Genomic DNA, 23,313 nt, shown 5'->3' on the forward strand with positions numbered 1-23,313 from the left:
CGCCCTACTCGAAGTTGCGCCGGCGGAACAGCGGCTGGCCGGTGAGCGTCGTCAGTACATAAACCTCGTCCACCAGGATCGCAGTCGGATGACCCGGGGCACCACCCGTGGCTCCGTCGCTCAGGGCGATTGCGTAGAAGATCCAAGGAATGTCACCCCGTCCTTGTGTCGTGACGCCCAGATTGCCAGTCCCGATCACGCCTGCCGAGTCGCCGACCAGGGACCAGCCCCCATCGTCGGCCAGCTCGACGGTGAACCACTGATTCAGGTCGACCGTGTAGTACAGATTTTCTGGCTGAGCCGGCGCATTGAACGTATCGATCAGAAGGTTGCCACGAGCCAGGTGAAATGGATCGTTGAACAGGAACTCAATAAACGGTTCAGCATATCCGCCGGCTTGGTACCACCAGAATTGAATACATGACCGTCCCAGGATCGGCTTGAACGTACAACCCATTCCGGCAACGAGCGCGTTGTGGGTGCTGTCCTGATAGAAGTCGAGATCGCGATATCCGACACCCGTCGACTGCAGTTTCAAACAAAGGTCGCCGGACCGGCCCGCCGCATACGTTGCCGAGTCCAGCTCGCCGCCGTAGAGGAAGGTCTCCAGGATGCCGAACTGCGAGGCACTCGCCCAGTTTGCCGGCAGGGAAGCCCCTAGGGTGCCGTCACTGAAGTCGCCGATCACAACTTTGTTGGCCATGCACCCGTCTTCGTCACAACGGGCGTTGGTGCTAGGTCAACGGGCGTTGCGATTCGCGAAGGCCGCTCTCGTCAGGGCTGAGTGCAGGTCCGGGGACGTGATCTCGACCAGGGACTCCTGGCCGTCCCGCCAGGTCACCACCGACAGCCGCTTCTTCCGGGCGCCCAGCAGGCCGCCGGCCAGACCGAGCGGGCCGAGGGCCACGACGCCCACCACGGCTCCACCCACGCCGGACTTGATCTGCCGGCCCTCGGTCGCCACCTCATAGCCCGTCGCCCAGGAGGCCAGGAACGGACCGACGGCCCACTCGCCGCCGCTCTTCTGGGCCATGGCGCCCTTGCCGGCACCTTCGATGATCGCTCCACCAGCCATGCTCAGACGATACGTCCGGCCGGCTCCGCGGGGGAGCGGTTCGGCTCAACCCATCGGGCTCAACGCCCGTTCAGACCGGCGCTGCCTCGTGCCTCCGCTGCGCCGCAATGAGCATACCTCTTGATGTCAAGATTCTTAACGCCCGTTGTAAGTCCCACGACGATTCCGAAAATGGGATTTATCGTGAGCGGGGAGCTGCCGTTGGCCGGCTGGTGGTCCTGGCAGCTCGTCCCGAGAAACGGGGGGGCCTCTCCCCCCCGGAACGCGACCGACCCCCGGTCGCCACCTTGTGCGCCGGGGGTCGGTGTCGGGTGACGTGTCAGCGTGCGCTGACAGTGATGGTGGGCCCGTTGTCCCCAGGTCGCTTGCGGGGGGACGGTGCGACCTTTCCGCTCGTGACCTGCCCGTCCCGCATGCGTGCCGCCTGCCCGGGGGCGTGGAAGTCGGACGCGCTCCGCTGTGACCCGTCAGCGACGTGACCCTTGACTGTGCGCCGGGGGTCGGTGTCGGTGACGTCCTGACCCTCTCCGGCGTAGGTGGCGGTCTGCTCGCGCGTGGTGACGCGGTCATAGAACGCGCGCTCAGCCTCGCTCATGTCCCGCGTGGTGACCTGCCCGTCAGGGGTGCGCACGGTGACGCGGCCGACGTGCGCGGGGTGCTCGGTGGTGGTCTGGTGTCCCCCGTGAGAGAGACGCCCATGCTTGGGGTGTGCGGGGGCCAGGGGTGCGGAGTCCCCCATGTCAGCGAGTGCGACCTGCAACGCATCGTGCTCGGTGGTGGTGACGTGCTTCGCCGGGGTGGTCCGCTTCCCTCGGCGTCCCATGCGCTCCGCAGTCAGCCAGTCGGAAGCGCTACGGCGTGCCGTGAGGGGGAGCGTGTTGACGACCGCGACCGCGACGTCAGCGACGCGATAGCCGTAGGCGTCGGCCGGATCGGTGCCGCCCGAGGTGAGTCGCCCCATGCCCTCGCCCGTGATGTCCTCCGCATCCGCCGGGGTCACGCCGTAGGGCAGTGCGTCGGTGCCGCGCGCGATGGAACGGGCAACGCGCTGGGCGTGCTCGGCCCGTGCGATGCGGAGCGCTGCGCGTGCGGCGTGAACAGGGGACTGTGCCGCTCCGAGCAGTGACGCGGCGTAGAGGACCGCGTCACTGACGACATGCGCGTCTTCGTCGCTACGGGCCGCCGTCATGAGTGCGGTCATGAGTGCCGTGCGGTCGTCGTCGGCGAGTGCCTGCCAAGCGGTCAGGTCGGTGATCTGAGACATGGTGCCTACTCCTCTGAGAGTCGGGCGCCCGGTGTTGGGTGCCGCACGGCCAACTATGCCGCAACGGGGTGCCGGAATAAACGGGATTCCGTCCCGAATCAGTTTCTTTACCTTTCGACCTCGGTTATTGCCAGACCCCGACTAGGTAGGGGTCAGCAAGCGGGACCGACCGAACAGGGTTGGCCCGACCGGCCCGATCGGTTTATTCCGACGGGCCGACTAGGTAAGGGTCGAAAGGGGGTGAACGGTTGATGCGCCGAACGTTGCTAGCGCTTGTGCTCGTCGTCGGTGTGACCGTCGCCGCGAGTCCGGCGGAGTCAGCTCCGCGCGGGCTATTCAACCCTGCGGCCCATCTGGACGCCAGTCGCATGGTGTCCCGCTAGGCCCCCACACGTACGCCGCTGGACTGCGGCTACGAGCAGCTCGCGCACACGTAGGAGGTGTGAACCAATGAGCGATCTGCGCCCGAATGACCACGACCACGCCGGCGTGACTCCTGACCTGGACCCGGCCGCGCCCTCGTGGGTCACGCAGCACTCCGGGCAGGAGTGAATCTCGACAGCCCACACGCACGAGTGTGTATCCAGCTCCATCGGAACCTGGGTGGGCACGGCTCGCGATAAAGGCGAGTTTCCGCACGAACAGGCGGATTCCTATGCTCACGCGGAATGGGCTTAGTGGAATCCGCCGCCTTCGAGTACACACGTAACGAGGGCCGAAAGGCCTAGATTGCGCACAACTGCATATCCGCACGGATATCCGTGGGAATCGTTGTGATTCCACACGTAGCCGATGCGGACCAAACAAGCGGAGAGACAACTTCGCGCTGAACGCAAACCAAACCCGTGAGCAACTGGCTCTGCGCATCCACGGATATCAATGAAATGCCAGTTCGGGAACGGGCTCGCGCCCTTCCGTCACGTTGGCCGGTACACGCAATCGTGTGTGCCGGCCTTCGTGTGTCCACACGCAACAGGGTGTGTGGGCCATACCGGAAGGCAGAACCATGAGCACCACCACCAACACGCAGACCCTCGACCTGGACTCCATGTCGCTGGAGGAGCTGCAGGCTCTCGTGGAGGCGCGCAAGAACGCGTTCCTCGCCGACCTGGGCGTCCTCGCGCAGGACACGGTCGCCTCGATCGTCGAGGCCCGCAAGGTCAAGGAGTCGGAGACGTCGGCCTGGGTCGGCGCGTCCGTCTCCCAGATCCCGGTCACGTACGACGGTCGGCAGTACTCCGTCTCCGTGCGGATCACCGACACCGCGGCCACCAAGGCGCGCGAGCCGCAGTTCCCCAAGAAGCCGGCCACCAAGGCCGAGACCAAGTCGGAGTGATCCGGCGCAACGAGCACACGCCCGGGTGACGGGCACCCGCTAGTCACCCGGGCGTGCACCAAGGAAGGAGGGCGCACACGAATGTCCACCCTGCAGCAGGCGCTGCGGGATGCCGGCCTGATCGACACGCAGGAGTGTCGGTCGAGCTCGGTCACCCACACGCCGAACCTCACGCACAGCGGAGCACCCTGGGCGCCGGCCTCCCTCACCATGGGTCGGGTCCAGCACACGCACCAGTACGGACCCGGCTTGCGCACCGTGCGCGTCGACTCCGGCATCAACCTGGCGCCCAACCAGCGCGAGCCCCAGCCGGACAACTCCGCTGCGCGCATCCGCGAGATGCAGCAGGGGAAGCGGGCCGAGCTGATCGCCCAGATCACCGACCTGGGCATCCCCACGCAGATGCCCCCGAGTGGCACCTGCCCGACGTGCTTCACCGTCATCCCGTCCGCGCACAAGTCCTGCCCGGACTGCTCATGATGACCACGCGCATCGAGCACAGTGACGATCTCGGCCTGGCTCGCATCATCGTCAACGAGGACGGCAAGCCCGTCTGCCCCAACAACTTCCCGCACCCGGCCCACACGAACGCAGTCCACAACGACTGGCACGACGCCGACGTCTGGATCTGCGAAGGTCGAGACGCGCAGTAACACCCGCACCAAGCAGCTGCACCCAACTCCGGGTGCAGGGCCCTCACCAGGAGGTAGCACCCATGGCAACGCCCGTTCTGACACCGCCGTCACACGCAGCAGCGCGTAGGCGGCACCGCGACAAGGTCAAGCGCGACCGCACCACGTACAACATGCGCACGCACCCGGAGATGTTCTCGCCGGAGGTGCGCGAGATCCTCCACGACGCGCGCGAGCTCGCCATCAACATCCTGGGCGACTACTACGACTGGGACTGCCCCGGATGCGAGCGCGCCGTGCTGACGCGGCACCTGAGCGACAACTGCCCCAACTGCGGACACGACGGCCGGACGCACTGATGCCCAGTATCCGAGTCGAGTCGCATGGCGTGCCGTTCACCGTGCGATTGCACGTCAAGCGCAGCACCTGGAGCGCTGGGATCGCACACGCGGTCACCTTCTACGACGCCCGTTACCCGTTCACCGAGTACGGGCAGCAGATCGCGTCGTACTACCTGAGCACGATTCTGGGGTCCACCGCGGGCATCTGCCTGGATGGCGGCGCTCCGGATTGGTGGATCGACAGCGCCACCATGGCCGACATCCGCGCGTGGCTCGAATCCCAGCTCATCACCGAGCGCACGTGATGCGCGCCGACCTGGGCGAGTGGATCGCCGCCGGCCTGATCCTCCTGGCAGTGGCAGTTGGGTTCGTGCTGCACCTCGCCACCACCAACGACCGCAACGACCCCTGGACGAGGGACTGACATGGCCGAGCTCCACGCACACATCGACACCCGCAGTACCGACTGCGACGGCACCATCGACAGGCGCTACGTCGCAGAGATGACGGACAGGGAGCGAGCCAATGACCTGGCCGAGCTCCAGTTCCGCAACCGCGTGCTCGCCGACATCGTGAACACGCAGCCGTGGATCAACGGCCAGCTGAAGATCGGCACCTACGACAGCAGCCGTAGCCCTCAGCACGCCACCCGCATGGAGTGGTTTGAGGAGACCGAGGAGGGGTCCATCTGGCGCGAGGCCACGTTCTGCACCGAGGACGACTGCGACATGACCTATTCGCAGCGCGACCACAGTGCAGAGGCCGCGGGGTACTGACATGGCCAGCATCACCAACGAGGTGCGGGTCTGCGACTGCTGCGCCCAGAAGATCGCCAACGACGACACCTCGTCATGCAAGAACTACTACGGACATACGCATGAGCCGGCGGCCGAGCTCGGCCCTGGCGCGTTCGTGGTGGACGACGAATCACCGACCGAGTGGTGGGGCCGCATGCCCTGGTACTGCGACGGCTGCGGAGACCTGATGTACCGCGGCTCGAACCGCTGGACGGTGTACCAGCTCGCATAGGGAGAAACACATGTCCGAGAACAAGGCACCCATGATCGGGAGCCGTCGCCACACCGGTCCCGGTGGCCGTGACTGCGCGTGCTGCAACGAGGCGCCCGGCAGGAACCGCAAGCGCGACAAGCGCGTCGGCAAGCACCAGGAGCGCCAGGCGTGGCGCCGGCGCATGACCAAGGAGCAGGAGTGAAGTTCACCGACCTGCCGCTCTCCCAATGCGCGGCCTGTGCCGACGGCGAGCGCATCCAAGACCATCTGACCTGTCGCGACACAACACGCCGCGTCCTCGACTCCCGGTGGCTCATTCGACAACCGCACGACATGGAGTCATGGCGGGCGCTCGACTACGAAGGAAAGTTTCCACTTGGCGTGGACGCCCCGACGTTCCAGCGGCTCCTAACAAAGATTCGAGAGCTTTCATGAAGAAGATCACCCTCAAGTCACCGGCCGACGTGGCAACGATCGTTCCCGTCATGCTCGGATTCGCACCCGAGCACAGCATGGTGCTGCTGACGTTCGGACCGAGGGCGTTTCACGCCCGGATCGACCTGCCGGGCCGAGACACCGGCACGTTCGAGGACATGGTCGAGAGGCTCGTGTCGCCATGCATCCGGCACCAGGTGGAGAAGGTCGTCCTGGCGTCGTACGGGGGTGCGCTCGAACAGGTGCAGCGCCTCGGCCACGAGTTCGACAAGGTCGGCATCGAAGTGCTGATCGCCTGCACCGTAGACGTGCTGCACGACCACGCAACCGTCACGACTGTTCATGGGACCTGGGAGACCGTCACCAATCCCGAGTACAAGAGCCGGGCGCAGGTCGCTGACGAGATCGAACCCCGCGGCACCGAGCACTCCGCATGGGCCGGCGACAAGGAGCAGCGGGACAACATCTACCGCACCCTCGGACGTGACACAGCCGAGGATCTCGTGGCTCGGCTCTGCGTCGAGCTGGCCAACCTCGACCCCGGGCACAAAGACACCGGGCAGGTGGCCAAGGTGCTGGCGCTCGCAGCGTGGCTCATGGGCGACGGTGCGTTGGCGTGGATCGCCCATGACGTCGCGGCCCGATACATGAAGGGCGACCCGGTGCTGACCTTCGTGCAGACCGCACTGGACATCGCAATCCCGCCGTCCGCGTGGGACGACTTCCGCAAGGAGATCGCGTGAGCACCGACCTCGACATCTTCAAGGTTGGCACCTGGCCGACCGTCGTCTACCGCGTAAAGCACGCCGACGGAAGCGTCACCCGATTCAGCCAATCCGCGTACGTGGATGAGGGCAGTTACGGTCCCGTCGTCGTGGAGGCCGGCAACATCGAAGTGTTCGTCGACCACGACGTGAACGTCCGTTGTGGGGGCAAGTTGGACACGCGGTGGATTCGCCGGTTCTACGAGCAGGAGTGAGGTTCGCCCCTATGCTTCTGGACGTGACCACCGAGCGCATGAACGGCGCAACGTTCCGGGTCATTCGGGAATCGCTCGGCTTCACCGGTGGCTCATTCGCCGAGTTCGCCGGCGTCCCGCAGAAACGTGTAAGTGCGTGGGACAACGGGAAGTCGAACCTTCCGCCGCGGATCCTCGAACTCCTGCGCGAGTGCGAGCACGATGCCGACACGATGGTGGCCGAGCTTCTCGCCACGCTCCAGGAGCATCCGGCGCCGACAATGCAGACGTATCGCAATGACGCCTCGTACCGCGATGCCGAACCGGATTCCAAGTACCCGGCCGCCTGGCACCGAATGGTCGCCGGCCGTGTTTGGGAGCAGATCCCGCACATGAGGATCAACTACATCTAGCACGTCCACCCGTTAACGCCCGTTCTCCTGAACTGGAGGGCGGGCTTGCTGCATTTGGAGGTCACATGACCAGCACCGTCGATCTGGTCGAGGTGTTCGAGAACAACCCAGAGATCGACCAGCAGGTCCAAGGCATGAAGGACGCTGTCGCGTTTCTGGAGAAGCACGCGCATCTCCCGACGCCGGCATTCGGCATCTACACCAGCGGCGCCGAGATCTTCTGGTACTTCTGGGCGTCGGAGTCCGCCGTGCTGCAGCGCGCCTCCATCATCCGGCGTGCGATCGGCGGCAAGTGGGAGAAGCTCTACCGCGGCGACACCTTCGAGCTGAACCAGCAGATCACCGAGCACCTGCAGGTACGCATCATCACGCAGCGAGACCAGGTGTGCGAGCGGAGGCAGATCGGCACCGAGACCGTCGTGGTGCCTGCCGTCGAGGCCCAGCCCGAACGCACCGAGGAGCGCCCGGTCTACGAGTACGAGTGCTCCGACTCGCTCCTGGCGAAGGAGTAGTCATGACCGACCATTCGACCGAGAAGGCACGACTCGTCTGCGAGTGCCGAGGCGGTCCTCATGGCGGCTACACCTGCGACTACTGCCTGGGCATCCGACCGCAGCCCTCGCGCATACGGCCCGGTGAGAACGAACGTGATTCGCACACGCAAGACTGATTGGCGCGTCCAGGTCTGCGACGACGAGGGCCGTTGGTACGACTACCACGTCGGCCATCGAGCCAGTCAGGCATTCATCGCGTACCACCGGATCACCGGACCGAACAAGCGGCTCCTCAGGAATGGGGAGCCGCTTCGCATTTCCCACGAGGAATCAACACAACCGAGCCTATGGGAGGCCGGATGAGCATCACCGATCTGGAGTACGAGGTCAGCGACCTGGTGCCTGACACCGCGATCATGCAGTGGACCGAGGAGGACGGACTCCCCGCCCGCACCGTGGCATGGGCCGAGGCTGACGACTTCGGCAACCCGCACGGCGATTTCCAGCACACCAAGTTCGTGGCCGAGGGAACCCGGTGGGCGTACAACGACGATGACTTCGCGGCCAGGATCATCCGCGAATACCGCAACGACTACGTCTACAACGAGAAGCACCTGCGGAAGAGACTCCTCAAGGAGTTGGAGCCGCTGGCGATCGAGCGCTTCGACTTCGGGGACTACGGCTCGGGCACGATGTGGGCCTTCATCCCCGACCTGACTCCGCGCCAGTTGCTCGGCGACCCCAAGTACTGGGACGTCGCCGAATGGCTGCACCACGCCCAGGACCGAAAGCACCTCAAGGCTTACGCGCGTCGGGAGCTCAAGGGTGACATCGCCAGCTTCAAGGTGTGGGACGAGGAGGGCTCGTTCTACATCCGTGCCGCCAACCTCCGCACCGGCGAGCAGTCGATGGGCGTCGGGGGAGTGGTCGACCCCTACCCCTACAAGTACGCCCTGGAATGCGCGATCGAGGAAGCCCGGGAGGTCGCATGAAGGTCCTCAGGCGCCTGGATGACGCCGAACCTTTGATCCGCGAACGCATCGAGTTCCGGAACACCTTCAAGAAGGACGGTCCAGGCGGGCCGTCCTTCTCCGCTATCGAGCATGTCCCCGGCTGCCACCCCGAGACCTTGAGTGGCCTCCCGGTTCGCTACTTCTCGTCAGTGAGGTTCGCCTCGTTCGTCATCAGGTCGTACGCCACCCCGATCGCATGGTGGGCCACCAGGCCCCACGACACCATGGCACCGGAGGACGTCGTTCCGTTCCTGGAGACCGGCGAGTTCGGCATGTGGGTCGTGCCGGCCGTCAAGTACTCCGTGACCACGACCCAGCACCAGGGACTCGTCACTGGAGCCCTGAGCACGACCTGGCGCGACCCGGAGCGGGTCGCCATCCCCTACTCGTCCGGTTGGGGCGAGTACGACGAACGAGTCCCGATGGGAGGACAACGATGACCACTCAGGTCGAAGACGTTTCCATGGAGGCCATTGCGCCCGAGGCGCCGGAGCTGCGAGTCGCAGATCGGTGTGACTCGTGCGGCGCCCAGGCCTTCGTGGTGGTGGGCCAGGTGATCGGCGGAGACCCGCTGAGCCTTTACCTTTGCAGCCATCACACGCACCAGCACTTCGATGCCCTCACGCTCGACGGCTGGCAGATCCTGGTGGACAACCGGGACACCATCAATCGGAAGCCTGGCGGTTCGGTCTAGGTCCAGCCCGGTTTATTCCGTCACCCCGACTAGGTAAGGGGTGACAACAACGCCCGTTCCCATCAGGGAGCGGGCTCTCCTGCTTTTGGAGGTCACATGCGCGCAGTCAGCGCGTACCGAACTGAAGCGCCGCCGATGACGCGGTGGTGCTTGGTGTCGAGGAGGACTGATGTCGAACATCGGACGCGAGATCAATGCCGCACTGGGGGCGGGATACGGCCGCAACCTCTGGGACTACGAGGTTCGTTACCGCGAGGAGTCCGAGTCGCTGTGGCTCGTCTGCACCTCCTGTGACGACGTCATCTGCGAGATCGAGGACACCGACTCGCTCTACGCGCTGGTAGCAACCGCGCTGGATCACCGTCCCGGACACGACTGCGAGGAGGACTTGTGAGTCAGTACGACAAGGTCTGGGGGAAGCACCGAGCCGATGCCGAGTTCTGCAAGCACGACCGACTGGTGTCGAACTTCCCCGAGACGCCCGATCAGTGCCCCAAGTGCGACTGGTGCAGTGCGTGCCGGAACCTGTTCGACATCGAGTGCGCCGTGAGCAAGTACGACGGCGACACCTGTACCGAGTGCTTCCGGATGTGGGGCTACGACTACCACCCCGACGACTGCCGTGCCTGCCATGGCGACCCACCGCCGTCCGCCGCTCGGATTCACCGCTACGACCCCAGGGGGACCTGATGGCAGCACGACACATCACTCTGACGCTGGGGCTGATGAGCCTCACCGTCAACAAGGAGAGCGCGATCGAGAAGCCCGTGCAGATGAGCAATCTCTGCACCGGCCGACCCGGCGCACACCACGACCCGTCGCCCCTCCGGGCACCGCGGGCCTGCGACCACTGCGGCACCCTCACCGGGGACGAGGACATCGTCAAGGGCATCAAGGAGGGCGGCACCTACCGCATCATCCAGCCCGACGAGATCCAGAAGGCCAAGGCCGAGTACACCCAGGCATACAAGGGCGGCATCAAGCTCGTGGCACACCCCGCGGACGAGTTCCTGCGGGCCACCAGCGAGGGCGGCAGCACCTACTACCTGACGCCCACCAGCGGGGGAGACCTGGCCGACCAGTATCAGCTGCTCGTCGCCCTGATCGGCAAGCACCCCGAGCTCGTGTTCGCCGGCCTGCACACCCCGGTGTCGGTCACCGGCCTGTACATGATCTCTGTACGTGATGGCGTCCTGGTCATGCAGGAGCGCGTCCGGGAGCAGGCGATCAAGCCGGCACCGAGCGTCGGCGGCGAGGTCAACGAGACCATGTACGGCCTGCTCGACGCCATGCTCGGCCAGCTGACCACGGACTACGACGCCGAGGCGTACGAGGACCGCTACGCCGTTGCGCTGGAGCGGATGATCGCCGACGCGGACAAGGTCCAGGTCGAGTCCGACACCACGGCAACGGGCGTTGTCGTGTCCAACGACGAGCTGATGAAGAAGCTCGCTGCACTGAAGGCGGCCTGAACATGGACCCCTGGAACCGATACACCGTCATCGGCTACTACGTGGACGACGAGCCCTATGTTGCCGGCGTCATCGAAGGCGATCACGAGGTCGGTGGCGGCAACGAGTCGTTCGGGCAGCCATGGGCGACCTGCGTCGATGCGCCGAACGTGGCGGCGGCAGAGGACGAGGCCCTGAGCGAGATCCGTGCCCTAAATGGATGGGGTGAAGAGTGAAACTCACCGCGACCATCGAGAACATCTACGAGGACGGCCAAGAGGTCGTCACCACCGTCGCAACGGACGTTGACGGACCCGAGCCCGGCGAGGACATCGAGGACTGGGCGGCTGACGTCCTGCTGCCCCTCACTGGCACCGGGCGCTACGACGGTGACGCCTCGTACTTCCTGGAGATCACGGAGTGCGACGACCCCGCCATGGTCGGCGCCAAGTTCGAGTGGGGGCTGTGATGGCGCGTCCGCGGAAGTTGATCTGGGCTCAGCAGGCGCGCGAGTACGTCTGCCCCGCCTGTGGGTGCGGGACGTTCCTGCTGGCCGAGCAGGGCGTCCACTACTACAAGGTCTACGGCTTCGAGGAAGACGGCGAGCCCAACCACATGGAGTCCTCCGACGAGGACGTCACGCGGAGCTGGCTGAAGTGCTGGCAGTGCGAGATCCGAGTGGCCGCACCGTGAAGCAGCAGACGGTGGTCCTGGCGATCACCTACGACGAGACTCGGTTCGATCCGCCCTCCCAGTGGGACTGGGCGACGCTGCTGGAGCTCGCCCCCGAACAGGTGGAATGCCTTCTAACGGGAGTTCTGATCAACGCGGAGGACTGATGCCTCTCAACCTCAAGACGACTGACGAGGTCGTCGCCTACCTCCTCGGTGAGGGCTACTGGGAATGCGCCGGCACCTGCGGGCGCATGGGCTCTTCCGAGGACCACATGTACGACGACGAACGCGGCTACTGCATGGATTGCCAGGAGGAAGCGTGAACGAGTCCTCCGAGGCGATGTTCTCCCTGATGGGCAACGTGTTCGACGTCAAGCCCGAGGAGTCCAGGGCCGAGATCGCCGTGAGGGCATGGGAGACCGTCAAGCGATGGGTCGAGGAGGGCTATCGCCCCGTCGTCCTCATCCAGATCGACGGGATCAACTGCGACATCGACCTCGAAGAAGTACCGCCGATCGACGACCCCTACGAGTTGGCCAAGTGGCTGACGCAGGAGGAGGAATCATGAGCGCAGCAATCCCCGAGCCCGAGGCCGACTGGGCCCGGTCCGAACAGATCAAGCAGGCCATCGACAAGGTCCTGGAGCTCGACCCGCCCGACATTGCGTGGATGACCGGGGAACTTGGCAACGCTCTCCTGAGCGCGAACTACTCGGCCTACACCATGATGCAGATGGAGCTCATCAAGCGCGGAGTCCATCCAGCCGAGGCCCAGCAGTCTGCTCAGCAGCAGGCACCGCTGCTGATCTTCCAGCTCGGCCTTCAGGTGGGAACGGAGTTGGAGTCCACCCGAGCGATGCGGGAGCTCTTCGGTGAGTGAGATCGAGGCTGGCTCGTGGGTCAGGTTCGCATCGCGTCCGACCTTTCGCGGCAAGGACGCTACTGACATGTCCTGCCCGGACGACTGGCTGACCGGTACCTACTGCGTCCAGTCCCTCGACGACTTCTCGGGTGGCGCGACCGCGTCGCTTGAGTGGCTCACCTCCGAGGGAATGGAAGAGGCGTCGTTCGACCTGTCGTGCCTGGCACTCCGTCAGCGTGACTTCTCCACGCCGGAGAAGGTGATCGCATGGCTATCCCAATAGAGCCCATGCTGGCCATCGCCAGCACCGGCGCGTCCGGCCGGCAGCCCATCGACGTGCGGAAGCTGGTCGAGTCTGGCGACTGGGTGCTGGACCTCAAGCTCGATGGCATCCGGGCGATCCTGGATGACTATTCCGGTCGCATCTGGACCCGCACCGGGACCGACATCGCCGACAAGTTCCCCGAGATTCGGATGGGCTCTTGGGCGAGCTCTCTCTTCGATGGAGAGATCATCGCGAAAGACGGCACCTTCGAGACCGCGCTCATGCGGGAGTCGCAGAGCAGCAAGGCGAAGATCAATCGTCTTGCAGAGTCGCACCCGTGCATGTTCGTCGCATTCGACATGCCCATGGCACCGGGAGACTGGACCAGCCGGCGGCGCACCCTGGAGGTCCTAACTGAATCGCGGACGCCCCTCGGGCACGACGCTCAGTTCATCGACGCCGTTCGTCACGCTCGTGGCGAGGGCGTCATCGCCAAGCGCCGGGCATCCCGTTACCAGCCTGGCAAGCGCTCGGCTGACTGGGTCAAGTGGAAGGACACCTCTCGCACTACCTGCATCGCCTACGGCTACGAGCCGGGCACTGGATCACGCACCCACTTCGGAAGTCTGAAGCTGGCGCTCATCAACGACGACGGTTCCGTGCAGCACATCGGCCGCACCGGCTCGGGCTTCACCGAGCGCCAGACGTGGGAACTCAAGAACCGTCTTGACAGCGGGGAGATGTTTGCCGTCGAGGTGGAGCACATGCGCACCTTGGCCGGCGAACTCCGGTTCCCGGTCTTCCGTGGTGTGAGGCGAGACAAGACGCTGCTCGACTGCACCATCGACCAGCTGGAGGAGTGATGAACGACGAGCCCACATTCGAGCCCATCAAGGGTTGCATCTACTTCATGCAGAACTGCCGCGCCACTAGCGGCAAACGGATGCCCGAGTGGGACGGCATGCGCGTCAGGTCACTGGGCAACTGGGACTGGGAGCCGCTGACGGACAGGCCCGATGGCAGGCGGGGCAGATTCAGGTGGGAACACGTCCTGGACGGCGGGCCGCTCGAATTCCGCCTCGAAGTTCCCCTGCCCGATCTGGCCAGCCCCGACTCTGTCGTCGACTTCCTGACCAACAACTGAATACCCCCCAGCGCTGGCTATAGGAGCCGGCCTCGAATGCCTATAGGAGGCACCCATGGGCAACGCCCACCCCGTTGCGGTCCAGCTGAACACGCTGGCTGACGAGCTCAACGCCACGTTCCTGGAGCGCAGGAGCCTCACCCAGGCGTCGATCCTGGCGCTGCTGACCAAGGAGCACGTCTTCGCCCTCGGCGCCCCGGGCTCCGCGAAATCGCTGTTCTTCCGCACCCTGGCCAAGGCGTTCATCAACGCCCGTTACTTCGAGATCGCGCTCTCCAAGACGCGGCCGGCGGAGGCGGTCCTCGGCCCGCTGGACATCAAGGCGTTCCGTGAGAACGGCGACTACAAGCTCAAGCGGAAGGGCTTCGCCACCACGAGCGAGCTGATCTTCCTGGACGAGATCGGCAAGGCCAGCCCGATCCTCGGTCACGACCTCCTGGCGCTGCTCAACGAGCGGATCTACCACGAGGTCGACGACGAGGGGAACTCCGCTCACCCGGCACCGCTGAGCACCGCGTTCACCGGCTCGAACGAGATGCTGACCGACGAGTCCGACGACAACGCCGCGCTCGCCGACCGGCTCCTGTTCAAGGTCCTCGTCGACTACATCCAGGACACCGACAACTTCAAGGCGATGCTGACCTCCGACATGTCGGAGCCGGAGACCACCATCGAGTGGACCGACTTCAAGCAGGTCGTGGACGAGGTCATCCCGGCCATCAAGATCAGCCAGGCCACCCTCGACGGCGTCGCCGGCCTGAAGGAGGCGTTCGCCCGTGAGGGGATGAGCCCGTCCGACCGGCGCTGGCGGACCTCGATGAAGGCCCTCCAGGCCCAGGCGTTCCTCAACGGGCGTTCCGAGACCAACGAGAACGACCTGCTGGTCCTGACCTACACGCTGTGGGACACCCCGCAGCAGATCGAGAAGGTCGAGCGCCTCTGCAAGACGGCGAGCAACCCGTACTACGACACCATCCTGCGGCTGAAGGACGCGCTGAACGAGGTCGAGGAGGGCATCGACGAGCGCGTCGACCAGCCCGCGGAGGTCCGGAACCACCACGCCATCGAGGTCACCAGCAAGCTCAAGCGGGCCAACGACAACATCACCACGCTGCGCATGGAGGCCGAGGCCGCCGGTCGCGACCTGCCGGCCGACGTCGAGGCCGTCATCCGGAACCTCGACCGCCTGATGGTCCGCAACCTGCGGGAGATGATGGGGATGGACGACGACGACAACATCGCCATCACCAAGCGCCAGTTGCTCGGACGCGACTGACCGTCGTCTTACCCGGTCGGCGTCAACGAGGTCTTTGCATGGTGGTGGCCTCGAAGGACGTTCATGACCGCTTTCTACCTTTCGGGCGCAGGCGTACCTGCGCCGACCGGGTTTCCACCCTTCCCATCAACACCGGGAGAACACATGGCCAAGTACGTGGTCAAGCGCACTGAGTACGCCTCTGTCGAGGCGGAGAGCAAGCAAGAGGCGATCGACGCCGCGCAGGCCCTCGCCGATGGCGACTGGGACTACGCGGACTACGACGCTGAGAAGGAGTGGGGCCTATGAGCAGCCGCGATGAGCGATTCGCCTACTCGGCGACCGTGAACGAGGAGGCGTTCCTGCCGTACCTCACCCGCGGAGAGTCCAGCGAGTCCTGCCTGGACATGGGCTGGAACTGCTCGATCGACCCCGAGACGGGGCGCTGCACCGAGTGCGGCAAGAAGGAGGACTTCAATGAGTGACCGCCTCGAAAGGCTGATCGGCCGCGCGAAGCGTGGCAACCTCTTCACCGAGGAAGGCGAGGCCGCGAAGCCGTGGGTGCCGCCCACGGAGAAGAACTCCATCAAGGGCGACGCCTTCGACCGTCGGGCCTGGGAGTACCTGGCCGACCAGCTGCCGTTCATCGGCGAGCAGGTCGAGGACCTGGAGAAGGACTTCCCGACGTCCCCCGTGGCGTACGAGGACCTGTTCCGGATGCTCAACAAGGGCGACCCGCGGATGATCGACCCGCAGGGCATCGAGCCGATGTACCGGCCCCAGTGGGCCATCGTGAAGGGCATGGACGAGGCGGAGGACCTCCAGCACGTCCGCAAGCACACCCGGTACGACGAGTACACAACGGGCGTTGCCATCGCCACCATGAAGGACCGGATGCGGAAGGCCTTCGAGGACCTGCAGGACGCGCTCGACGCCATGGCGGCGGCCGAGCAGCTGCTCCAGGAGATGCTGAAGGCTGCCCAGGAGGCGATGCAGAACGGCCAGGGCCAGGAGCAGGCCGCCGACGGCCTTGAGAAGGCGATGCAGGGTCTGGCCAAGGCCCAGGGCGACGCCCAGGCCAAGGGCGAGGAGCTCAGCGAGGCAGCCGGCCGCGGGCTCTCCGACGCCAAGAAGGAGCTCGACCGTCAGGCCGACGCCGCCAGCGCCTATGGCGTTGAGGATGGCGACCTGAAGCGCATGTCGTTCGAGGAGCGGCAGGCCCTGGTCGGTCGGCTCGACGGCGACAAGATGAAGCGCCTGGCCGATCTCGTGGGCCAGTTCCGCGAGCACGCCGACGCCGAGCGCCGACGCAAGGTCACCCGCTCTCCGGCCGAGATCTACGACGTCGAGATCGGCAACGATCTCAGCAAGATCACCGCCAGCGAGCTCACCCACATGGCGATCCCGGAGCTGGAGGACCTGTTCTGGCTGCGGTACGCCAAGCAGGAGCTCGTCCAGTGGAAGGTCCGGGGCAACGACCACGCCGGTCGTGGCCCGATCCTGGTGGTCTGTGACGAGTCGGGCTCGATGGGCTGCGGTCTCGACGAGGCCGGCAACACCCGGGAGGCATGGTCCAAGGCCGTGTCCTTGGCACTGGCCGACCAGGCCAAGCGAGGGAAGCGGGACTTCCACTACATCGGGTTCTCCAGTCATGGCCAGGTTTGGCACACGTCCTTCGAGAAGGGCGACGCCAACGTGGCTGACGTGACCGGCTTCGTGGAGCACTTCTTCGGCGGCGGCACCAGCTACGAACGCCCGTTGACGGACGCCATGGGCATCTGCCGCGAGTACGCCGAGAAGGGGATGCGCCGGCCAGACGTTGTGTTCATCACCGACGACGAGTGCCACGTGGACGACGAGTTCATCGCTCGCTGGAAGGCCGACTGCCAGGACCTCGACGTCCAGTGCTACGGCATCCGTGTCGGCGCCCGGTCGGACGACGGCTGGAAGTCGGCGATGTCCTCGCTGTGCACCCAGATCATCAACGTCAACAACCTCACCGCGAAGGCCTCCGATGTCGACAGCCTCTGGCGTTTCATCTGACCTGTACACCCTGGTGGACGGCCAGTTCGACGACGACGGATTCGACGAGGGGCTTGACACCCTGTGCCGCGAGTACGGGATCGACGGCCGCCAGGCTGGTGGTGCGCCTGACCCGGACAACGCGCAGAGCGTGGTCCGGTGGCTGCTGACCCCCTACTACTACCAGCCGCGCGACCCGGGCCAGTGGTAGAGATCAGCGACTTCACCGACGAGGCTGCCTCGTCGACGCGGATGGTTGTTGGTGGATCCATCGCAGCGTGGAAGACCTCAACACCTGGTGGTGCTTCGATCCGGCCACGGGCCCGGCCGCTGATCTCGGAGCGAGGGCAACTAGCTCGGCCGACCTCTTGAACCATTACGGCATCAATGGTCTTGCCACCTGGCATGCCGATGATCCCGACTCGATCGTCCGTTTCCTCACGGGTCCGAGCATGTTCTCGTACGCGCTCGTGCCCCTCTAAGCAGCGCCACCCCCTCTCTCGGGTCCTCTCGGGCGACCCCTCACACCGCCCCCAGCTCTGGAGGGAGCTTTGCCATGTCCGACATCAAGGACTACCTGGACCAGATCGGCGATCTGCCGGCCGACATCCTGCTGGGCAGGATCGTCTTCTTCACCATCTACGACCACCCCGTCACACTGCCCGAGATCGAGAAGTGGTTCACCGAGCTCGACCTGAACCGCGCGTTCATCCCCCAGGAGAACAAGCGGCACGACGCCTTCCGAAAGGCCACCAAGGAGCTCGACGGACTCCGATACCCGATGTCCGGGCAGCGGACCGGGATCCTGCTCTGTCGGGACGTCCGCACCACCGGTGACCAGATCATCCGATCCATTGTGCGGGAGATCCGCGACGCCAGGAACCGGAAGCTGACGCACGCCGAGGCGATCAACTGCCAGTTCAACCGCGGCGGACAGTTCGTGCACCCCATCCGGGGCGACCTGCTGGAACCGGAGGAGATCGAGCACGTCCGACTGGCCGCCCAGAAGATGGTGGCCCGCTACAACTACCACTGCGCCTACCTGGACAACATGAAGATCCGGGCCATGGTGCGTGGCTACCTCAAGCATCTCAACTGCGTTGAGATGAAGCCCGGGGTTTACTACGTGAACCACAGCCGGGACGACGAACTCCACCGCCTCGCCGAGTTGGTTAACCGTCTGGGGGGCGGGTGCCACATGGACATGATCCCCATCCCGAACATCGAGCGGCAACGCAAGATGCTGACGGGCATGTTCGAGCGCGAGGCGGTGGGCCAACTTCAGGAACTCACCAAGCAGATCGAGGAGGCCGTGGCCAGTCCCGGGAAGATCAGTGCGGCCAAGTACGCGAAGATGGCTGCACGCTTCTCTGAGGTGCTGCAGAACGCCGAGGAACACATGATCACTCTCGACGTGACGCAGGATCTCACTGCAGCGCACAGCGAGATCGCACAGAAGGCCCTCGCTGCCATGCAACTGAAGATGCTTAGCGAGGGGTAACCATGATCGACCTGTCCCGGGTCAAGAGCGCACTGGTCGACGTCGAGGCACTCGTCAAGAGTCTCGACGGCTTGGCTCACGAGGACAGGAATGCGGTCAGCAACAAGCCCCCAGGCAAGGTGCGTGAGCAGAACGCCCGCATCAACCAAGAGCTTCTACTCCTGTCGGCCCGTCTCCAGCTCGCGGCTCAGCTCGTCGAGATCGAGTACTGGCATGCCCGGGGGGAGGCCGATCCACTAGACAGAAGGCGGCGATGAATCACACTCGAACTTACGAAGATCCCTGGCGCACCCTTGACTTCCGCTACAAGGCGGGCGATCGAGTCATCGACCCAGTCTCGGACAGTCGGGGCCAAGTGGTCGACGTCAAGCCCTCGGTCCGTGGCGGCAACGTGCTGGTCATTGTCCGCTGGGGAAAGGACTCGTTTGTCTCGACGCACCACGCTGGAAACGGTCTCGTGCCCGACCCGGCAGATGCCCAACTCGTCGCTCGTTGGCTCTCGCAGTAAGGAGATTCGATGGCACTAGCCCTGGAGTACATCAAGTACTTGGCAAGCACGGTGGCCGATGACGAGACCATCGCACCGAAGCGCGGAGAGGAGATCTTCGAGGGCACCGACTACCCGCACGACTGGGACGGCTTCATCGGCCAGGAGAAGGCCAAGGAGCAGCTGATGGTCACCGCGGCCTCTGCGAAGGCCCGCAAGGCTCGCATGGAGCACACGCTCATCGCCTCCGGCATCGCGGGCGTCGGGAAGAGCACCCTGGCCACACTGCTGGCGTTCCAGGCGGAGGTGGGCCTGGTCCGCACCACGGGTCCATTGACGCTGGAGGACGCGCGCCGGCTGATGATGTCGATGGAGGACCGCGACGTCCTGTTCATCGACGAGATCCACCTGCTGGTCAACGGCAACAAGAACCGAGCCGACTGGCTTCTGCCGTTCATGACCGAGGGCAAGCTCTACACCAAGGCCGGCTCCGAGCGGATGCCGAACATCACCGTCGTCGGCGCCACAACGGACGTTGGCAAGCTGCCCGAGACGCTGATCAGCCGGTTCATGATCCAGCCCACCATCCACCCGTACAGCGCGGAGGAGGGCACCCTCATCGCCGAGAACCTCGCCGGCCGGATGGGGGTCGGGGGTCTCGACACCGGGCACCTGGAGATCGTGGCCGGTGCCTCCGACAACAACCCGCGGGTGATGCGCCAGATCCTCACCCAGGTCCGTGATCTGGCGTACGCGTACCCGGACACCTTCCCGAACCTGGACAAGGCCCTGGAGTGGGCCGGCGTCTCCAAGGACGGGCTGACGCTGATCGCCCGAGAGATCCTGATGCTGCTGCGGGCAGCCACCAACAACACCCAGTCCATCGACTCCCTGCGGGCGAACCTGGGGGAGCCGGGCCCGATCCGACACCACGAGCAGCAGCTGCTGCGCCGGAATCTAATAGAGGTGACCGGCCAAGGCCGTCGGCTCACTGACCTGGGGCGCCGTCGAGCAAGCCACGAACTGGACATCCGGGCAAGGATGGATGGATGACCCGGATCCGGGCGACGTCACTGCCGTGGTCGAGTTTCTGACCAGCGGTGCACCTGCAGAGCAGTGAGCTCCGGCCGGCCGGCTATCGCCAGCAGGATGTCCCGCCAGTAACGGGCGTTTTGACCGTGGGCGATCCGCAGATGGCAGTCGCACGAACCGACCGCCCAACCGACCGTCACCAGGTTCTCCGGAACGTGTAGCCCGCCCTGACTGCGGAATCGGATGTGGTGGAGGCCTGGGGTTTCCAGCCACTGCCCGCATACCCTGCACGCCGCCTGGCCTTCGAGAGTCCAGTTGTCGCGCGCAGCAACCTCTCGACGAACTGATGCCGGAATGTCGTCAGCCACGAACACCTACCTGAAGGAGCGTTAATCATCTATTCGACCTGCGACACTCAAGTTATGGAGTGGAGGAAGGGCATGGGCATTGATGAGGTCAAGGACCTGACGTTCAATGCGATCCTGGATCACGGGCATGCCGTGGTGCTCTCGCCGGCCACCGAGAGGGTGCCGGCGCCGTACGCGTACACCGTCGGCCGGTACATGAAGGACCGCCCGGAGATCGTCATCACCGGCATCGAGGGAGAGGCGGCCACGAAGCTGCTGAACGAGATCTGCCTGGTCGACGACGTGATCGGACTCGAATCGGGCGAATCGTTCCTGGTCGCTGGCATGCAGGTGAGGTTCATTGAGGCCTACACCGGCCACCTCGACGCGGCGATCCTTCAGTGGCAACGGCCGTTCCGGGCACTCCAGGCCCTGCTGCCCGACGTGGCCGGCGAGTTTCCCGACACCCTGCGTGGCCGTACGTCGTCCCAGCCCCTGCTCCCGGTCATCCCCGAGGATGCCTGGGATCCCTACGACGAGGAGGACGAATGACCGACCAGTGCGAATGCGACATCGACTACCTTGACCCGGCCTGCACCGACAAGTTGCACATCGAGCCGCCGGACCTCGGCGACATCCGACGACTCCAGCAGGACCTGGAGAACGCAGAGGCTTCCGAGCGGAAGATGACCGAGCTCAACATCGCGAACCGAGCACGACTCGACACCCTGCGGAAAGAGATCAGCAACTACGCGAACGAGGTGGCGTTCGGTCTGCCTGACGTGGCCCGGGACCTTCGGCACATCCTCGCTGCGAACGAGAGGGCGAGTCGATGACCGACCATTCGACCGAGGAAGCGCCACGCTGCGCCACGTCGACGCGCTGCCGACAGCCCATCGTGTTCAACGTCGACGGAGGCTCCTGGCGCACAGTCGTATGCGAGAACCACGCAGGACTTCTGCTCTCCCGGCGACTCGCCAACGCGACGACCGGATCGCTGATCGTCTCGCGCATACGGTCCGCCGCTCCGAGCGAAGGGGGGCGAGTCGTGAGCACCTGCATCAGCCGCGAGGGCGAGTACGGCGAGCACGTCCTAGGCGAAGGGGCCGAGCGGTTCACCTGCACCCGCTGCTACGTCTTCGACGAGAACGCAGCGATGGCTGCGCTGGCCCAGGCCGAGAAGGAGCGTGACGAGGCCCAGGAGCACGTCGCCTACCACCTCAGGGACTACGCGCTGAACAGCGAGCCGACCGGCGATCTGGCGGTCGACATGGCGAGTTACGCCGGGCGACTCAAGGTCGAGAGGGACCAGTTGCGCGAGGAGCTGCGCGCTCTGCTGGGCCGCGCTGCCGATGAAGTCTGGTCGCGCATACGGCCCGCCGCCCCGAGCGAAGAGAGCGAGTCATGAGCGCCTCGTCCACCTACCGACCTGGTGACATCGCCGTTGTTGAGGATCGTCCCGCCGTCTACATGCCGACCCGCTGGGAGTGGATGGACGGCACCTGGACCGCGATCCCGCTGAGTGTTGGGCCGGTGCTGGGGAACGTCTTTGACATCGCCAACGCGTCGTGTCGGATGACGCCCGACGGCTGGTGCTCCGAGCATTCGACGGCGGCAGGACCGGCGTACTGCAAGCCGCGCATACGGTCCGGTGAGGGCTCATGAAATCTCAGGAGATCGCCGCGGTACTCCAGAACGGCCGTTGGCTCTACGGGGTCCTCGCCGAACGAGATGGCATCACTCGCACCTGGACCATCGAGACCTCGCAAGAAGATGCCCAGGCCGTCATCGACGACGAGCGCGTGCCGGCTGAGTACCAGAACCCCCGCGTGATGAGGCGCTGGGAGAGCGAGTGGATGGAGATCGAGTGACCGTCACCCTGAAGTACCCGGGCCTGGACCAGGCGTACTGGGAGGACATCGAGTCGACCAACTTTGGTGGCACCCAAGAGGAGCTGATGGGCCACGCCTTCTTCGTGCCGCTGGCGCCAGGGGATGTCGTGGAGATCGACCCGTTTGGTGTCGTGACGGGCGTTGCCGCAATGGCCGAGTCGTACCTGATCGAGGTCGACTTCTACGTGCCCGCCGACGTTCCGCCCATGATGACCCCGACGCCGGAGCATCGGGCGATGAGAGCCGTAGCGGACACGCTGGACGTCTGGCGAGCCGCTGGCCTGTGGGTCACGCGAGACACCAACTTCACCTGCCGCGTCTCCGCTGGGAACGCCAGTGAGATTGAGGCCGCCCAACAGCTGGTGATGCAGCACAAGTACGTCCAGCGGGCGACGATCATCCGCCGGCCCGGCTTCCAGTTCGATTTCAACGTCGCGATCCAGCACCCGGACCTGGACGGATCGAACACGGGCCCATGGGCATGACCTTCACTACCACGAGGACGAGCTCGAAGTCCTGGAAGATCCCGGCACCTCCTGGTGAAAGTGGCGAGTAACCGGCAAGTCGCTCATGAAATGTTCGAAGGCCTCCCGCCTGTTTTCCCAGGTGAGAGGCCCTCTTTGGTACGCCATCACGGACTCGAACCGCGAACCCGCTGATTAAGAGTCAGCTGCTCTGCCAATTGAGCTAATGGCGCATGTCTTTCGACTCCGAGA

Annotated in this window: 48 protein-coding genes and 1 tRNA gene; 44 read left to right on the forward strand and 5 right to left on the reverse strand. The window is 65.0% G+C overall.

The features are described 5' to 3' along the window. Positions 1 to 4 precede the first annotated feature (4 nt). The 3 genes from ACYVAQ_RS15605 to ACYVAQ_RS15615 form a co-directional block, all read right to left on the reverse strand. Complete coding sequence (locus ACYVAQ_RS15605; RefSeq protein WP_460791283.1) at positions 5 to 703, reverse strand: hypothetical protein; 699 nt, start codon at positions 701 to 703, stop codon at positions 5 to 7. A 36-nt stretch (positions 704 to 739) separates the two neighbouring features. Beyond that, complete coding sequence (locus tag ACYVAQ_RS15610) at positions 740 to 1,075, reverse strand: hypothetical protein (protein WP_460791285.1); 336 nt, start codon at positions 1,073 to 1,075, stop codon at positions 740 to 742. A 319-nt stretch (positions 1,076 to 1,394) separates the two neighbouring features. Continuing rightward, the gene (locus tag ACYVAQ_RS15615) at positions 1,395 to 2,339 is read right to left on the reverse strand and encodes a hypothetical protein (protein ID WP_460791287.1); all 945 of its coding nucleotides are present in this window, start codon (positions 2,337 to 2,339) and stop codon (positions 1,395 to 1,397) included. 1,006 nt (positions 2,340 to 3,345) lie between these two features. On the opposite strand from ACYVAQ_RS15615, the gene ACYVAQ_RS15620 reads away from it, so the two are divergent. The 38 genes from ACYVAQ_RS15620 (at position 3,346) to ACYVAQ_RS15805 (ending at position 20,379) form a co-directional block, all read left to right on the forward strand. Next, positions 3,346 to 3,675: a hypothetical protein gene (locus ACYVAQ_RS15620; protein ID WP_460791289.1), complete on the forward strand. Its 330-nt coding sequence runs from the start codon at positions 3,346 to 3,348 to the stop codon at positions 3,673 to 3,675. 81 nt (positions 3,676 to 3,756) lie between these two features. After that, a complete protein-coding gene (locus ACYVAQ_RS15625; protein ID WP_460791290.1) occupies positions 3,757 to 4,155 on the forward strand; it encodes a hypothetical protein in 399 nt (132 codons plus the stop codon). Beyond that, entirely contained in the window at positions 4,155 to 4,328 is a 174-nt protein-coding gene (locus tag ACYVAQ_RS15630) for a hypothetical protein (protein WP_460791291.1), read from the forward strand. Before ACYVAQ_RS15625 ends, ACYVAQ_RS15630 begins: the two co-directional genes overlap by 1 nt. 152 nt (positions 4,329 to 4,480) lie before the next feature. Then, positions 4,481 to 4,666, forward strand: a complete 186-nt coding sequence (locus tag ACYVAQ_RS15635) for a hypothetical protein (protein WP_460791294.1) — start codon at positions 4,481 to 4,483, stop codon at positions 4,664 to 4,666. A gap of 29 nt (positions 4,667 to 4,695) precedes the next feature. Beyond that, entirely contained in the window at positions 4,696 to 4,953 is a 258-nt protein-coding gene (locus tag ACYVAQ_RS15640; protein WP_460791296.1) for a hypothetical protein, read from the forward strand. Next, a complete protein-coding gene (locus ACYVAQ_RS15645) occupies positions 4,950 to 5,072 on the forward strand; it encodes a hypothetical protein (RefSeq protein WP_460791298.1) in 123 nt (40 codons plus the stop codon). Before ACYVAQ_RS15640 ends, ACYVAQ_RS15645 begins: the two co-directional genes overlap by 4 nt. A gap of 1 nt (position 5,073) precedes the next feature. Further along, positions 5,074 to 5,424 carry a hypothetical protein gene (locus tag ACYVAQ_RS15650; protein WP_460791300.1) on the forward strand — a complete coding sequence of 117 codons (351 nt, stop codon included), beginning with the start codon at positions 5,074 to 5,076 and terminating at the stop codon, positions 5,422 to 5,424. Between the two features lies 1 nt (position 5,425). Beyond that, positions 5,426 to 5,677: a hypothetical protein gene (locus ACYVAQ_RS15655; protein WP_460791302.1), complete on the forward strand. Its 252-nt coding sequence runs from the start codon at positions 5,426 to 5,428 to the stop codon at positions 5,675 to 5,677. Positions 5,678 to 5,687: 10 nt separating this feature from the next. Then, positions 5,688 to 5,861, forward strand: a complete 174-nt coding sequence (locus ACYVAQ_RS15660) for a hypothetical protein (RefSeq protein ID WP_460791304.1) — start codon at positions 5,688 to 5,690, stop codon at positions 5,859 to 5,861. Then, the gene (locus ACYVAQ_RS15665; protein WP_460791307.1) at positions 5,858 to 6,094 is read left to right on the forward strand and encodes a hypothetical protein; all 237 of its coding nucleotides are present in this window, start codon (positions 5,858 to 5,860) and stop codon (positions 6,092 to 6,094) included. Before ACYVAQ_RS15660 ends, ACYVAQ_RS15665 begins: the two co-directional genes overlap by 4 nt. Beyond that, positions 6,091 to 6,837 carry a DUF4192 family protein gene (locus ACYVAQ_RS15670; protein WP_460791309.1) on the forward strand — a complete coding sequence of 249 codons (747 nt, stop codon included), beginning with the start codon at positions 6,091 to 6,093 and terminating at the stop codon, positions 6,835 to 6,837. Before ACYVAQ_RS15665 ends, ACYVAQ_RS15670 begins: the two co-directional genes overlap by 4 nt. Further along, complete coding sequence (locus ACYVAQ_RS15675; RefSeq protein WP_460791311.1) at positions 6,834 to 7,073, forward strand: hypothetical protein; 240 nt, start codon at positions 6,834 to 6,836, stop codon at positions 7,071 to 7,073. Before ACYVAQ_RS15670 ends, ACYVAQ_RS15675 begins: the two co-directional genes overlap by 4 nt. Positions 7,074 to 7,096: 23 nt before the next feature. Then, on the forward strand, positions 7,097 to 7,465 hold the full coding sequence (locus tag ACYVAQ_RS15680; protein ID WP_460791313.1) for a helix-turn-helix domain-containing protein: 369 nt from the start codon (positions 7,097 to 7,099) through the stop codon (positions 7,463 to 7,465). A gap of 65 nt (positions 7,466 to 7,530) precedes the next feature. Further along, positions 7,531 to 7,977 (forward strand): hypothetical protein, encoded by a 447-nt coding sequence (locus ACYVAQ_RS15685; RefSeq protein WP_460791316.1) that lies wholly within the window; start codon positions 7,531 to 7,533, stop codon positions 7,975 to 7,977. Positions 7,978 to 8,318: 341 nt separating this feature from the next. Beyond that, a complete protein-coding gene (locus ACYVAQ_RS15690; RefSeq protein WP_460791320.1) occupies positions 8,319 to 8,951 on the forward strand; it encodes a hypothetical protein in 633 nt (210 codons plus the stop codon). 170 nt (positions 8,952 to 9,121) lie between these two features. Further along, positions 9,122 to 9,412, forward strand: a complete 291-nt coding sequence (locus tag ACYVAQ_RS15695) for a hypothetical protein (protein WP_460791325.1) — start codon at positions 9,122 to 9,124, stop codon at positions 9,410 to 9,412. Further along, complete coding sequence (locus ACYVAQ_RS15700) at positions 9,409 to 9,666, forward strand: DUF7455 domain-containing protein (protein ID WP_460791328.1); 258 nt, start codon at positions 9,409 to 9,411, stop codon at positions 9,664 to 9,666. Before ACYVAQ_RS15695 ends, ACYVAQ_RS15700 begins: the two co-directional genes overlap by 4 nt. Before the next feature lie 169 nt (positions 9,667 to 9,835). Then, on the forward strand, positions 9,836 to 10,060 hold the full coding sequence (locus ACYVAQ_RS15705) for a hypothetical protein (protein ID WP_460791330.1): 225 nt from the start codon (positions 9,836 to 9,838) through the stop codon (positions 10,058 to 10,060). Then, a complete protein-coding gene (locus tag ACYVAQ_RS15710; protein WP_460791332.1) occupies positions 10,057 to 10,356 on the forward strand; it encodes a hypothetical protein in 300 nt (99 codons plus the stop codon). The genes ACYVAQ_RS15705 and ACYVAQ_RS15710 overlap by 4 nt, the downstream gene beginning before the upstream one ends. Beyond that, the gene (locus ACYVAQ_RS15715; protein WP_460791334.1) at positions 10,356 to 11,138 is read left to right on the forward strand and encodes a Ku family protein; all 783 of its coding nucleotides are present in this window, start codon (positions 10,356 to 10,358) and stop codon (positions 11,136 to 11,138) included. The genes ACYVAQ_RS15710 and ACYVAQ_RS15715 overlap by 1 nt, the downstream gene beginning before the upstream one ends. Positions 11,139 to 11,140: 2 nt before the next feature. Continuing rightward, entirely contained in the window at positions 11,141 to 11,353 is a 213-nt protein-coding gene (locus ACYVAQ_RS15720; protein WP_460791336.1) for a hypothetical protein, read from the forward strand. After that, on the forward strand, positions 11,350 to 11,586 hold the full coding sequence (locus ACYVAQ_RS15725; RefSeq protein WP_460791337.1) for a hypothetical protein: 237 nt from the start codon (positions 11,350 to 11,352) through the stop codon (positions 11,584 to 11,586). Before ACYVAQ_RS15720 ends, ACYVAQ_RS15725 begins: the two co-directional genes overlap by 4 nt. Next, complete coding sequence (locus tag ACYVAQ_RS15730; protein WP_460791338.1) at positions 11,586 to 11,810, forward strand: hypothetical protein; 225 nt, start codon at positions 11,586 to 11,588, stop codon at positions 11,808 to 11,810. The genes ACYVAQ_RS15725 and ACYVAQ_RS15730 overlap by 1 nt, the downstream gene beginning before the upstream one ends. Continuing rightward, a complete protein-coding gene (locus ACYVAQ_RS15735) occupies positions 11,807 to 11,956 on the forward strand; it encodes a hypothetical protein (RefSeq protein WP_460791340.1) in 150 nt (49 codons plus the stop codon). Before ACYVAQ_RS15730 ends, ACYVAQ_RS15735 begins: the two co-directional genes overlap by 4 nt. Continuing rightward, positions 11,956 to 12,114 carry a hypothetical protein gene (locus ACYVAQ_RS15740; protein WP_460791342.1) on the forward strand — a complete coding sequence of 53 codons (159 nt, stop codon included), beginning with the start codon at positions 11,956 to 11,958 and terminating at the stop codon, positions 12,112 to 12,114. Before ACYVAQ_RS15735 ends, ACYVAQ_RS15740 begins: the two co-directional genes overlap by 1 nt. Next, positions 12,111 to 12,359, forward strand: coding sequence for a hypothetical protein (locus tag ACYVAQ_RS15745; protein WP_460791344.1), 249 nt, complete (start codon positions 12,111 to 12,113; stop codon positions 12,357 to 12,359). Before ACYVAQ_RS15740 ends, ACYVAQ_RS15745 begins: the two co-directional genes overlap by 4 nt. After that, positions 12,356 to 12,670, forward strand: a complete 315-nt coding sequence (locus ACYVAQ_RS15750) for a hypothetical protein (protein WP_460791346.1) — start codon at positions 12,356 to 12,358, stop codon at positions 12,668 to 12,670. Before ACYVAQ_RS15745 ends, ACYVAQ_RS15750 begins: the two co-directional genes overlap by 4 nt. Then, the gene (locus ACYVAQ_RS15755) at positions 12,663 to 12,935 is read left to right on the forward strand and encodes a hypothetical protein (protein ID WP_460791348.1); all 273 of its coding nucleotides are present in this window, start codon (positions 12,663 to 12,665) and stop codon (positions 12,933 to 12,935) included. The genes ACYVAQ_RS15750 and ACYVAQ_RS15755 overlap by 8 nt, the downstream gene beginning before the upstream one ends. 5 nt (positions 12,936 to 12,940) lie before the next feature. Continuing rightward, the gene (locus tag ACYVAQ_RS15760) at positions 12,941 to 13,780 is read left to right on the forward strand and encodes an ATP-dependent DNA ligase (RefSeq protein WP_460791350.1); all 840 of its coding nucleotides are present in this window, start codon (positions 12,941 to 12,943) and stop codon (positions 13,778 to 13,780) included. Next, positions 13,780 to 14,061 carry a hypothetical protein gene (locus ACYVAQ_RS15765; RefSeq protein WP_460791352.1) on the forward strand — a complete coding sequence of 94 codons (282 nt, stop codon included), beginning with the start codon at positions 13,780 to 13,782 and terminating at the stop codon, positions 14,059 to 14,061. The genes ACYVAQ_RS15760 and ACYVAQ_RS15765 overlap by 1 nt, the downstream gene beginning before the upstream one ends. 55 nt (positions 14,062 to 14,116) lie before the next feature. Then, complete coding sequence (locus ACYVAQ_RS15770; protein WP_460791355.1) at positions 14,117 to 15,337, forward strand: AAA family ATPase; 1,221 nt, start codon at positions 14,117 to 14,119, stop codon at positions 15,335 to 15,337. 144 nt (positions 15,338 to 15,481) lie between these two features. Next, entirely contained in the window at positions 15,482 to 15,625 is a 144-nt protein-coding gene (locus tag ACYVAQ_RS15775) for a hypothetical protein (RefSeq protein ID WP_460791358.1), read from the forward strand. Then, the gene (locus ACYVAQ_RS15780) at positions 15,622 to 15,801 is read left to right on the forward strand and encodes a hypothetical protein (protein WP_460791362.1); all 180 of its coding nucleotides are present in this window, start codon (positions 15,622 to 15,624) and stop codon (positions 15,799 to 15,801) included. Before ACYVAQ_RS15775 ends, ACYVAQ_RS15780 begins: the two co-directional genes overlap by 4 nt. Continuing rightward, positions 15,794 to 17,359, forward strand: coding sequence for a hypothetical protein (locus tag ACYVAQ_RS15785; RefSeq protein ID WP_460791366.1), 1,566 nt, complete (start codon positions 15,794 to 15,796; stop codon positions 17,357 to 17,359). Before ACYVAQ_RS15780 ends, ACYVAQ_RS15785 begins: the two co-directional genes overlap by 8 nt. Positions 17,360 to 17,372: 13 nt before the next feature. After that, positions 17,373 to 17,549, forward strand: a complete 177-nt coding sequence (locus ACYVAQ_RS15790) for a hypothetical protein (RefSeq protein ID WP_460791369.1) — start codon at positions 17,373 to 17,375, stop codon at positions 17,547 to 17,549. A gap of 345 nt (positions 17,550 to 17,894) precedes the next feature. Next, a complete protein-coding gene (locus tag ACYVAQ_RS15795) occupies positions 17,895 to 18,839 on the forward strand; it encodes a DUF6744 family protein (RefSeq protein ID WP_460791370.1) in 945 nt (314 codons plus the stop codon). Between the two features lie 2 nt (positions 18,840 to 18,841). After that, positions 18,842 to 19,096 carry a hypothetical protein gene (locus ACYVAQ_RS15800; RefSeq protein ID WP_460791371.1) on the forward strand — a complete coding sequence of 85 codons (255 nt, stop codon included), beginning with the start codon at positions 18,842 to 18,844 and terminating at the stop codon, positions 19,094 to 19,096. A gap of 260 nt (positions 19,097 to 19,356) precedes the next feature. Next, positions 19,357 to 20,379 (forward strand): AAA family ATPase, encoded by a 1,023-nt coding sequence (locus ACYVAQ_RS15805; protein WP_460791372.1) that lies wholly within the window; start codon positions 19,357 to 19,359, stop codon positions 20,377 to 20,379. Positions 20,380 to 20,396: 17 nt separating this feature from the next. Here the strand turns inward: ACYVAQ_RS15805 and ACYVAQ_RS15810 are convergent, their stop codons facing one another. Continuing rightward, positions 20,397 to 20,726 carry an HNH endonuclease gene (locus ACYVAQ_RS15810; RefSeq protein ID WP_460791373.1) on the reverse strand — a complete coding sequence of 110 codons (330 nt, stop codon included), beginning with the start codon at positions 20,724 to 20,726 and terminating at the stop codon, positions 20,397 to 20,399. 72 nt (positions 20,727 to 20,798) lie between these two features. On the opposite strand from ACYVAQ_RS15810, the gene ACYVAQ_RS15815 reads away from it, so the two are divergent. From ACYVAQ_RS15815 to ACYVAQ_RS15840, 6 genes are all read left to right on the forward strand, one after another. Beyond that, on the forward strand, positions 20,799 to 21,257 hold the full coding sequence (locus ACYVAQ_RS15815; protein ID WP_460791374.1) for a DUF4262 domain-containing protein: 459 nt from the start codon (positions 20,799 to 20,801) through the stop codon (positions 21,255 to 21,257). After that, positions 21,254 to 21,541 (forward strand): hypothetical protein, encoded by a 288-nt coding sequence (locus ACYVAQ_RS15820; protein WP_460791375.1) that lies wholly within the window; start codon positions 21,254 to 21,256, stop codon positions 21,539 to 21,541. Before ACYVAQ_RS15815 ends, ACYVAQ_RS15820 begins: the two co-directional genes overlap by 4 nt. 212 nt (positions 21,542 to 21,753) lie before the next feature. Then, positions 21,754 to 22,113, forward strand: a complete 360-nt coding sequence (locus ACYVAQ_RS15825) for a hypothetical protein (RefSeq protein WP_460791376.1) — start codon at positions 21,754 to 21,756, stop codon at positions 22,111 to 22,113. After that, positions 22,110 to 22,370: a hypothetical protein gene (locus ACYVAQ_RS15830; protein WP_460791377.1), complete on the forward strand. Its 261-nt coding sequence runs from the start codon at positions 22,110 to 22,112 to the stop codon at positions 22,368 to 22,370. Before ACYVAQ_RS15825 ends, ACYVAQ_RS15830 begins: the two co-directional genes overlap by 4 nt. Next, complete coding sequence (locus ACYVAQ_RS15835) at positions 22,367 to 22,576, forward strand: hypothetical protein (protein ID WP_460791378.1); 210 nt, start codon at positions 22,367 to 22,369, stop codon at positions 22,574 to 22,576. Before ACYVAQ_RS15830 ends, ACYVAQ_RS15835 begins: the two co-directional genes overlap by 4 nt. Continuing rightward, a complete protein-coding gene (locus tag ACYVAQ_RS15840) occupies positions 22,573 to 23,082 on the forward strand; it encodes a hypothetical protein (RefSeq protein ID WP_460791379.1) in 510 nt (169 codons plus the stop codon). Before ACYVAQ_RS15835 ends, ACYVAQ_RS15840 begins: the two co-directional genes overlap by 4 nt. 136 nt (positions 23,083 to 23,218) lie before the next feature. On the opposite strand, the gene ACYVAQ_RS15845 is transcribed toward ACYVAQ_RS15840, so the two are convergent. Continuing rightward, a tRNA-Lys gene (locus tag ACYVAQ_RS15845) sits at positions 23,219 to 23,294 on the reverse strand. Positions 23,295 to 23,313: the final 19 nt, after the last annotated feature.

This window comes from Nocardioides maradonensis, assembly GCF_054777115.1.

Bases quoted from the DNA above. Each gene is read 5' to 3' on its own strand.
- ACYVAQ_RS15605 (WP_460791283.1), bottom strand. From the start codon at position 703: ATGGCCAACAAAGTTGTGATCGGCGACTTCAGTGACGGCACCCTAGGG.
- ACYVAQ_RS15610 (WP_460791285.1), bottom strand. From the start codon at position 1,075: ATGGCTGGTGGAGCGATCATCGAAGGTGCCGGCAAGGGCGCCATGGCC.
- ACYVAQ_RS15615 (WP_460791287.1), bottom strand. From the start codon at position 2,339: ATGTCTCAGATCACCGACCTGACCGCTTGGCAGGCACTCGCCGACGAC.
- ACYVAQ_RS15620 (WP_460791289.1), top strand. From the start codon at position 3,346: ATGAGCACCACCACCAACACGCAGACCCTCGACCTGGACTCCATGTCG.
- ACYVAQ_RS15625 (WP_460791290.1), top strand. From the start codon at position 3,757: ATGTCCACCCTGCAGCAGGCGCTGCGGGATGCCGGCCTGATCGACACG.
- ACYVAQ_RS15630 (WP_460791291.1), top strand. From the start codon at position 4,155: ATGACCACGCGCATCGAGCACAGTGACGATCTCGGCCTGGCTCGCATC.
- ACYVAQ_RS15635 (WP_460791294.1), top strand. From the start codon at position 4,481: ATGCGCACGCACCCGGAGATGTTCTCGCCGGAGGTGCGCGAGATCCTC.
- ACYVAQ_RS15650 (WP_460791300.1), top strand. From the start codon at position 5,074: ATGGCCGAGCTCCACGCACACATCGACACCCGCAGTACCGACTGCGAC.
- ACYVAQ_RS15655 (WP_460791302.1), top strand. From the start codon at position 5,426: ATGGCCAGCATCACCAACGAGGTGCGGGTCTGCGACTGCTGCGCCCAG.
- ACYVAQ_RS15660 (WP_460791304.1), top strand. From the start codon at position 5,688: ATGTCCGAGAACAAGGCACCCATGATCGGGAGCCGTCGCCACACCGGT.
- ACYVAQ_RS15670 (WP_460791309.1), top strand. From the start codon at position 6,091: ATGAAGAAGATCACCCTCAAGTCACCGGCCGACGTGGCAACGATCGTT.
- ACYVAQ_RS15685 (WP_460791316.1), top strand. From the start codon at position 7,531: ATGACCAGCACCGTCGATCTGGTCGAGGTGTTCGAGAACAACCCAGAG.
- ACYVAQ_RS15690 (WP_460791320.1), top strand. From the start codon at position 8,319: ATGAGCATCACCGATCTGGAGTACGAGGTCAGCGACCTGGTGCCTGAC.
- ACYVAQ_RS15700 (WP_460791328.1), top strand. From the start codon at position 9,409: ATGACCACTCAGGTCGAAGACGTTTCCATGGAGGCCATTGCGCCCGAG.
- ACYVAQ_RS15705 (WP_460791330.1), top strand. From the start codon at position 9,836: ATGTCGAACATCGGACGCGAGATCAATGCCGCACTGGGGGCGGGATAC.
- ACYVAQ_RS15715 (WP_460791334.1), top strand. From the start codon at position 10,356: ATGGCAGCACGACACATCACTCTGACGCTGGGGCTGATGAGCCTCACC.
- ACYVAQ_RS15720 (WP_460791336.1), top strand. From the start codon at position 11,141: ATGGACCCCTGGAACCGATACACCGTCATCGGCTACTACGTGGACGAC.
- ACYVAQ_RS15730 (WP_460791338.1), top strand. From the start codon at position 11,586: ATGGCGCGTCCGCGGAAGTTGATCTGGGCTCAGCAGGCGCGCGAGTAC.
- ACYVAQ_RS15740 (WP_460791342.1), top strand. From the start codon at position 11,956: ATGCCTCTCAACCTCAAGACGACTGACGAGGTCGTCGCCTACCTCCTC.
- ACYVAQ_RS15750 (WP_460791346.1), top strand. From the start codon at position 12,356: ATGAGCGCAGCAATCCCCGAGCCCGAGGCCGACTGGGCCCGGTCCGAA.
- ACYVAQ_RS15760 (WP_460791350.1), top strand. From the start codon at position 12,941: ATGCTGGCCATCGCCAGCACCGGCGCGTCCGGCCGGCAGCCCATCGAC.
- ACYVAQ_RS15765 (WP_460791352.1), top strand. From the start codon at position 13,780: ATGAACGACGAGCCCACATTCGAGCCCATCAAGGGTTGCATCTACTTC.
- ACYVAQ_RS15770 (WP_460791355.1), top strand. From the start codon at position 14,117: ATGGGCAACGCCCACCCCGTTGCGGTCCAGCTGAACACGCTGGCTGAC.
- ACYVAQ_RS15775 (WP_460791358.1), top strand. From the start codon at position 15,482: ATGGCCAAGTACGTGGTCAAGCGCACTGAGTACGCCTCTGTCGAGGCG.
- ACYVAQ_RS15780 (WP_460791362.1), top strand. From the start codon at position 15,622: ATGAGCAGCCGCGATGAGCGATTCGCCTACTCGGCGACCGTGAACGAG.
- ACYVAQ_RS15785 (WP_460791366.1), top strand. From the start codon at position 15,794: ATGAGTGACCGCCTCGAAAGGCTGATCGGCCGCGCGAAGCGTGGCAAC.
- ACYVAQ_RS15795 (WP_460791370.1), top strand. From the start codon at position 17,895: ATGTCCGACATCAAGGACTACCTGGACCAGATCGGCGATCTGCCGGCC.
- ACYVAQ_RS15800 (WP_460791371.1), top strand. From the start codon at position 18,842: ATGATCGACCTGTCCCGGGTCAAGAGCGCACTGGTCGACGTCGAGGCA.
- ACYVAQ_RS15805 (WP_460791372.1), top strand. From the start codon at position 19,357: ATGGCACTAGCCCTGGAGTACATCAAGTACTTGGCAAGCACGGTGGCC.
- ACYVAQ_RS15815 (WP_460791374.1), top strand. From the start codon at position 20,799: ATGGGCATTGATGAGGTCAAGGACCTGACGTTCAATGCGATCCTGGAT.
- ACYVAQ_RS15820 (WP_460791375.1), top strand. From the start codon at position 21,254: ATGACCGACCAGTGCGAATGCGACATCGACTACCTTGACCCGGCCTGC.
- ACYVAQ_RS15830 (WP_460791377.1), top strand. From the start codon at position 22,110: ATGAGCGCCTCGTCCACCTACCGACCTGGTGACATCGCCGTTGTTGAG.
- ACYVAQ_RS15835 (WP_460791378.1), top strand. From the start codon at position 22,367: ATGAAATCTCAGGAGATCGCCGCGGTACTCCAGAACGGCCGTTGGCTC.